Origin of the sequence: Prauserella sediminis, assembly GCF_014195435.1 — a bacterium.
GTDB classification, from domain to species: domain Bacteria; phylum Actinomycetota; class Actinomycetes; order Mycobacteriales; family Pseudonocardiaceae; genus Prauserella; species Prauserella salsuginis.
In genome coordinates, this window is record NZ_JACIBS010000002.1 from 443,671 (window position 1) to 450,841 (window position 7,171).

Below are 7,171 nucleotides of genomic sequence, written 5' to 3' on the forward strand. Positions count from 1 at the left end.
ACGTCAGTACGGCAGATCGAGCTGGACGTGCCGGCGGGCGAATCGCCAGGCACCGTTCTCGCGGGCCAGCTCGTCCTCGTAGCGTGCCGTGGACAGCACCGTCAGCGTCTGATCCGCGATGGAGATCAGCGTCAGGTACGACGTCACCGTGGCGGTGTCGTCGGTGAGGTCACGCACGACCACGTTCGACACCAGGTGCCTGCGCTGGTCGTTCTGCGATGCCAGCGATTTCTCCATCAGGCCGACGATCTGGTCGCGACCCTCGAACGGGCCGACGAGGTCTCCGTCGGCGACCCGCATCGACATGACGGCGTCGGCCGTGAAACAGCCCGCCATCGCCGTCATGTCGTTCTCGTCGTAGGCGAAGGTGTACACGCCGAGCAGATTCTCGATCTCGGCGCGGTGGTCGGCGATTCCCATGTTCCTGTGCTCCTCACGCGCTCGGGGGCGTTACCGTCCCGCCGAGCGCAACGACCAGCGGAATCGGGTCGAAGAACTCGGCGAACCGGGCGATCCGGTCACCGCGCACGGTGATGCGCGCGATGTAGTCGTTGCGGTACGGCAGGCCCGTCGTCCGCACCGAAGCGTCCGATGTGTGCTCCGCGACGTACTCCCCCTCGACGTCCAGCGCATCGATCCGGTAGGACGCGAAGTTCATCGGCGTCACCAGGTCCGGCAGGCCCGCGTAGAACTCGGCGATCGCGGCCCGTCCCCGGATCGTGCGGGGAATGCCCTCCGGGGCGTACGGGATGTCGAGTACGCCGTCGACGTGGAACAGCCCGGGAATCGCAGCCACGTCCAGAGTTCCCACCGCATCCAGGTAGGACACGATCAGCGCGCGGCCGACGTCGGTACCGGCGGCGGTGGTCATACGTCGAGCCCTTCCAGCTCCGGCGGCGTCAACGGGGAGATCGCCCTGGAGGCGATCCGCCACCCCGACGCCGTGCGCACGTAGGTGTCCTCGTTCAGCGCAGCGGCGCGGAACTTCGCACCCGACGCGGCGTGCCCTTCGGAGAAGACGTAGTTGGTGCCGTGCGCGGAGTCAGGCCCGTCGAACTCGACGATGTGGTTGGTGATGATGTGGAACTGGTCGGCCACCGATGCGGCGTCCCGTTCGAAGAACTCGCGGATCTTCTCGCGGCCCTCGAACCGGTCGAGGCCGACCGCCGTGGCGTCCCAGACCGCGTCGTCACTGAACGCCGAGAGCGCCTCGAGCGGGTCGAACCGGTCGAGGCCGCGTGCGTACAGGTGCGACAGTTGCATGATCTCGTACCGCTCCGCGGCGCGCTCCTCCATGTCGACCCCTCGCTCAGTCGTAGACGATGACGCCGCGGATGTTCTTGCCCTCGCGCAGATCCTGGAAGGCGGTGTTGATGTCCTCCAGCGCGTAGGTGCGCGTGACCAGCTCGTCGAGCTTCATCTCGCCGCGCCGGTACAGGTCTGCGATCAGCGGGATGTCGTTGCGCGCGTTGGTCGAACCGTAGAGCGTGCCCTGCAACCGCTTGCCCGACATCGCGAACGTGAACATGTCGAACTCCACGTCGCGTTGCAGCACGGGAGCCGCCGCGGTGAGCACCAGCACACCGCCCCGCCGGGTCATCGCCTGCGCGGGCTCGAGGACCGAGCCGTACGCGACGCCCACGGTGACGATCACCCGGTCGGCGCCCTGGCCGTTGGTCATGTTCTCGACGAGCTGCGCCGCCTCCGCCGCCGTGGCGGCGGTGTGGGTGGCGCCGAACTCCGGCGCCCGCTCGCGTTTGTAGTCCACCGGGTCGACCGCGATGATCGCCTTCGCGCCGCGGTGCCGGGCACCCTGGACCGCGTTCATGCCGACGCCGCCGACGCCGAAGATCACGACGACGTCACCGAGCTGCAGCTCGGCCGCGTACATCGTCGACCCCCAGCCCGTGGGCACCCCGCACCCGATGAGCGCGGCCTTGTCGAGCGGAATGTCCTTGTCGATCTTCACCAGCGCGTCCGTCGGCACCGTGACGTACGGCGCGAACGTGCCGAGATAGGACATGGCGCCGACACCCTGGCCGCGTGCGCGGATCCGGTGCGTACCGTCCGGCGACGTGCCGCCCAGCACGCCCGCCCCGAGCGCGCACATGTTGGCCTTGCCCGCGACGCACATCGAGCACTTGCCGCACGACGGCAGGAACGAACAGACGACGTGATCGCCGACCTCGAGGTCGGCGACGTGGTCCCCGACCTCGGTGACGACACCCGCGCCCTCGTGCCCGCCGAGGATCGGCGCCCAGTCGAGCGGGATGTCGCCCGTGTCGAGGTGGTCGTCGCTGTGACAGATGCCCGACGCGGCGAGCTTGACGGTCGCCTCGGTCGGTTTCGGCGGATCGAGTTCGATCTCCTCGACCGACCAGCCCGATTGCGTTCCCGGCGCCCACAGGAGCGCACCCTTCGTCTTCATCGATCGTCCCTTCGGTGCGGTGCGGAGAGTTCGTGAGAGGGCAGGCCGCTCCGGCCGGGGCCGGGCGGCCCTGCCGTGGGTCAGCCCGCCGGATCGGCCACCGGAACGGCCCGGTGGACGTCCGTCTCGCGGGTGGCGATGCGCCAGCGGCCGTCGACCCGGCGGAGCAGGTCGCGGTAGGTCGCGGCGGTCTGTGCCCAGCCGTCGGCGGTGCCGGCCATCGCCAGCACATCGGTGACGGCCGTGGCCGTGCCGCCGACCACGTCGACGTCGATCACCGAGTTGACCGACCAGTGGTGCGAGGCGAACACGGTCTCCCACAGTTCGCTCGCGCCACGGCGGATCCCGTCCCGGCCGCGGAACACCGTGTCCGGGTCCGGCTGCCACCTCGCGTCCTCGGTCCACAGCGACAGGAACCACGGCAGGTCCCGCTTGTCGAAGGCGTGTGCGTAGCCGTGCAGCACTCGCCGGATCTCCTCCAGCGCCTCGACCCGGTCCAGCCGGACGGCGAGGTCGTCGTCGATCGCGGTACCCATCTCACCTGCTCCCCGTGGGCTCGACGTCGACGACCTCGTGGAAGTTCACGTCCGCGCCGGCTCCCGCGAAGTTGGCCATGTCGGCCTGGGCCGCCTGCCCTTCGGGCGAGGCGAACGCCGCGGCGCACGCGTCCCGGCTGTCCCATTCCATGACGGCGACGAGGAAGTGCTGCGGTGTCGAGCCGTCGAACGTGGTGGTCCGGCCCCAGCCGTAGGACCGCAGGCCCGGCAGTTTCGCCGCGAGCACGGCGTGCGTCCCCCGGTAGTGCTCGAGGAACCGCTCCGGATCGTCCGGGTGGTGGTAGTGCACGGTGATGCGGAACATCGATGTCTCCTCCCGGCCGTCACGCGCTCAGCGCGAAGCCCTCGTAGTCGTTGGCCGCGACGTCCTGGCACTTCTGCCAGTACGACCCGACCCCGCCGAGATAGGCCATGAGCAACCGTGGCTTGCCGGGCACGTTCGCGCCCATGTACCAGGAGTCGGTCCGGGGGTAGAGCGTCATGTCGCCGACCTCGCGCACGTGGTCGGTCCATTCCTTCTCCGCCGTCTCGGTCGCCTCCACGGTGCGGAGCTCCCTGCGCTGCATGTGCTCGACCAGATCGGCGATCCATTCGACGTGCTGCTCGATCGAGACGATCATGTTCGACAGCACCGACGGGCTTCCGGGGCCGGTGATCGTGAACAGATTCGGGAACCCCGCCGGGTTCAGGCCCAGGTACAGCGCCGGCCCGTCCTGCCACTTCTCCCGGAGCGTCAGGCCGTCCCTGCCGCGGATGTCGATGTTCAGCAGTGCACCCGTCATCGCGTCGAAGCCGGTGGCCAGTACCAGGCTGTCGACCTCGTACTCGCGATCACTGGTGCGCACGCCCCGCTCGGTGATCTCGACCAGCGGGGTTTCCTTCAGGTCGACCAGCTGTACGTGGTCGGAGTTGAACGTCTCGTAGTACCCGGTGTCGAGACAGGGCCGCTTCGTGCCGAACGCATAACCCTTCGGGCACAGTTTCTCGGCCGTCGCCGGGTCCTCGACGATCTCGCGGATCTTCCCCCTGACGAACTCGGCGGCCGTCTCGTTGGCCTGCTCGTCGACCAGCAGGTCGGTGTAGGCCTGGAGCACGCCGGTGAGGTTGCCGCGCTGCCAACGCTCCTCGTAGTTGCGGTGCCGGTCGTCGGGGTCGACCTCGAGTGCCGACCGCGTAGGCGGTTCGACCGCGACCCCGAAACCGGACTGCCTGCTCTCCTCCCGGATCTCGCGGTAGCGCGCCTTGATGTCGGCGACCATCTCCTGGTCGATCGGACCGTTGAAGGTCGGCAGGCTGAAGTTCGGCGTGCGCTGGAACACCGTCAGCTCATCGGCCTGCTTCGCGATGATCGGGATGGCCTGGATGCCGGACGAGCCGGTTCCGACGACGGCGACCCGTTTGCCGGTGAAGTCCACACCGGACTCCGGCCAGTCGCAGGTGTGGTACCAGTCGCCGCGGAACCGTTCGAGGCCGGGCACCTCGGGCTTCTTCGGCACCGACAGGCATCCGACGGCCATGATGCAGTAGCGGGCCGAGACCTGGTCCCCGGATTCGGTGTGCACCGTCCACAGTGCGGCGTCCTCGTCGTAGTGTGCCGCGGTGACCTTGGTGTCCAGCACGACGTCCTTGCGCAGGTCGTGCCGGTCGGCCACGTGGTGGATGTAGGCGAGGATCTCGGGCTGGCTCGGGTACTTCTCCGTCCACTCCCATTCCTGTTCGAGATCCACGTCGAACGAATAGGAGTAGTGCATGCTCTCGACGTCGCACCGGGCGCCGGGATACCGGTTCCAGTACCACGTGCCGCCGATGTCGGAACCGGCTTCGACGACCTTGACGCGCAGCCCCAGGTTCCGGAGCTTGTACAGCTGATACAGGCCGGAGAACCCGGCGCCCACGATGACGGCGTCCAACTCGGCTGGCAGATTCCTGGTAGCAGACATGGAGCGGTGTCCTCACATTCAGACAGGCGGACGGAACGGCAACGGACGAGCACCCGCCTCGGGCGCCGCGAACCGGCCGGGGAGGGAAGAGCCGGTGCTGGGCCGGGGCGTCAGCCCGCGGCCGACAGCTGACTGTCGATCTCCGTGGCGACGTAGGCGATCGCCTCCGCGCTACCGGGCAGCACGTTGACCATGGTGAAGAAGCCGTGCATCTGACCCGCGAATCTCCGGTGGCGGACCGGCACGCCCGCGGCCTCGAGCGCCTTCGCGTACGCCTCACCCTCGTCCCGGAGGACGTCGTGCTCCGCGGTCACCACGACGGCGGGCGCCTGGCCCGAGAGGTCGCCGGCCTTCGCGGGGCAGGCGTCGGCGTTGGCGCGCTGCTCGGCGTCGGCGTAGTGGTCCCAGAACCAGATCATGGCCTCACGGTTGACCATCAGCTGGTTCTCCGGGTCGGCATAGGACGAGTTGTCGAAGTCGCAGTCGGTGACGGGGTACACGAGGATCTGCTGGGAGATCTCCGGACCACCGGAACGGGCTTTCTGGGCGACGATGGCGGCGAGATTCCCGCCCGCGCTGTCGCCTGCGACGATCAGCGGCACCCGCCGGCCCGCGATCTCGTCGAGGTGGGCCTCGACCCAGCGGAGCGAGTCCCAGGCGTCGTCGGCCGCCGCTGGATAGCGGTGCTCGGGCGCGAGCCGGTAGTCGACGAGCACCACGGCGCAGCCCGTCCTGTCGGCCAGCTGCCTGCCGAGCGTCTCGAACTCCTCGATCCTGCCGATCACCCAGCCACCGCCGTGGTAGTAGACGATCACACCGCGCGGCGCGGCGTTCGGCACCAGGATCTGCACCGGGACGGAGCGGCCCGGCAGGTCGATCGACCGGGTCTCGGCCCGCGCCATGTCCGGCCCCGGGCCGTACATCTCCTGCAGCGCCGCGGTGATCCCGCGAGCCTGCTGCGGATCCATTTCGTGGATCGGCGGCTGTCCGGATTCGGCGAGTTGGGCGAGCAGTGAACTGGTGGCCTCGTCGAGAGCCATGGGGCACCTCTTTGTGCTACTGGCGAGTGTGTGCGACCGGTGGACGCGAGGCGGACCTCACCTGGGCGAGAGACCTGCGTCACATGCTCGGCAAGTATGCGGCGGCGCCGAATTCATGTCAAGGATTAGCATGGTCTTGTTCGCATGCCGGACGGCCGACCGCAGCGCGCCGCAGGGTACGACCCGGAGCCGGCGGAGTACGCGAATCGGCCCCACCGACAGTCGAAACCGAATCATGTTCAGAGAATTGCCGTCACGCACCACGACGCCGGGCCGGTAACCAGGTCCTTGCCCGGGATCCAGGATCATCATCGGTATCGTCGCCACATGGACCAAGACGCGCTGGAACCGCGCCAGCGGCCGTACAAGCGGGGCGACAAGGTCGCGCAGGCCGTGGCACGGAGCATCATGCGGAAGATCCGCACCGAGGGCCTCGAACCGGGCGCCCACCTGCCGTCGGAAGCGCACATGCTCAAGGAGTACGGCATCGGGCGCGGATCGCTGCGGGAGGCGCTGCGGATCCTCGAGGTCAACGGCTTGATCTGGCTCAAGCCCGGACCGGGCGGCGGCCCGATCGTCAGCGGCGCACAGCCCGACCACTTCGGACAGATGGCGACGCTGTACCTGCAGGCACAGGGCACGACGTTCCGCGAGCTCATCGAAGCACGCCTGGCCGTCGAGCCGCTCATGGCCCGACTCGCCGCGCAGCGGCAGGACCCACAGCACATGGACGAGCTGCGACGCGTCAGCGGGTCCCTCAAGGTCGACGACGATGCGGCCTACCTCGAATACACCGGCGACTTCCACCGGCTCATCGCGGAGATGTCCGGCAACGGCATCCTCAGCCTGCTCGGCCAGTCCCTGTCGGACATCTTCCGCGACCGGGTCAGCGGCATCGTGTTCCCCAAGTCGCGACGGAAAGAGGTCTCCGACGCCCACGTCGCGATCGCCAAGGCCATCGAGAACGGCGAGCCCGATGCGGCGCACGACCTGATGTACGAACACATGGCCAAGTACGTCAACTACGTCAAACGCGGCCACCCGACGCTGATCAACGAGGTCGTCGACTGGCGCTGACCGGAGCCCGCCACGCCACACCGGTACGCCGGCCGGTCCGGTCCGCGGCGGGCCGCCGACCGGGCGTCCACCATGGACGGAGCTGCCGGGTTCGGGCCTCCCACCGTCACCCGGACGGACACGCGAGGC

The 7,171-nt window shown here is 68.7% G+C and carries 9 protein-coding genes; 1 reads left to right on the forward strand and 8 read right to left on the reverse strand.

Annotated elements, in window-relative coordinates:
* Nucleotides 1–3 precede the first annotated feature (3 nt).
* From FB384_RS20420 to FB384_RS20455, 8 genes are all read right to left on the reverse strand, one after another.
* Nucleotides 4–420 (reverse strand): nuclear transport factor 2 family protein, encoded by a 417-nt coding sequence (locus FB384_RS20420; RefSeq protein ID WP_183786365.1) that lies wholly within the window; start codon nucleotides 418–420, stop codon nucleotides 4–6.
* A 13-nt stretch (nucleotides 421–433) separates the two neighbouring features.
* Nucleotides 434–871, reverse strand: coding sequence for a nuclear transport factor 2 family protein (locus FB384_RS20425; protein ID WP_183786366.1), 438 nt, complete (start codon nucleotides 869–871; stop codon nucleotides 434–436).
* Nucleotides 868–1,296, reverse strand: a complete 429-nt coding sequence (locus FB384_RS20430; protein ID WP_183786367.1) for a nuclear transport factor 2 family protein — start codon at nucleotides 1,294–1,296, stop codon at nucleotides 868–870. The genes FB384_RS20425 and FB384_RS20430 overlap by 4 nt, the downstream gene beginning before the upstream one ends.
* A gap of 13 nt (nucleotides 1,297–1,309) precedes the next feature.
* Nucleotides 1,310–2,428: an NDMA-dependent alcohol dehydrogenase gene (locus FB384_RS20435; protein WP_183786368.1), complete on the reverse strand. Its 1,119-nt coding sequence runs from the start codon at nucleotides 2,426–2,428 to the stop codon at nucleotides 1,310–1,312.
* Nucleotides 2,429–2,508: 80 nt separating this feature from the next.
* Entirely contained in the window at nucleotides 2,509–2,964 is a 456-nt protein-coding gene (locus FB384_RS20440; RefSeq protein ID WP_183786369.1) for a nuclear transport factor 2 family protein, read from the reverse strand.
* Nucleotide 2,965: 1 nt separating this feature from the next.
* Nucleotides 2,966–3,289 carry an EthD family reductase gene (locus tag FB384_RS20445; protein ID WP_183786370.1) on the reverse strand — a complete coding sequence of 108 codons (324 nt, stop codon included), beginning with the start codon at nucleotides 3,287–3,289 and terminating at the stop codon, nucleotides 2,966–2,968.
* A 19-nt stretch (nucleotides 3,290–3,308) separates the two neighbouring features.
* Complete coding sequence (locus tag FB384_RS20450; protein ID WP_183786371.1) at nucleotides 3,309–4,925, reverse strand: flavin-containing monooxygenase; 1,617 nt, start codon at nucleotides 4,923–4,925, stop codon at nucleotides 3,309–3,311.
* 110 nt (nucleotides 4,926–5,035) lie between these two features.
* Entirely contained in the window at nucleotides 5,036–5,965 is a 930-nt protein-coding gene (locus FB384_RS20455) for an alpha/beta hydrolase (RefSeq protein ID WP_183786372.1), read from the reverse strand.
* A gap of 327 nt (nucleotides 5,966–6,292) precedes the next feature.
* Between FB384_RS20455 and FB384_RS20460 the strand changes: the two genes are divergently transcribed.
* Entirely contained in the window at nucleotides 6,293–7,042 is a 750-nt protein-coding gene (locus tag FB384_RS20460) for a FadR/GntR family transcriptional regulator (RefSeq protein WP_183786373.1), read from the forward strand.
* Nucleotides 7,043–7,171: the final 129 nt, after the last annotated feature.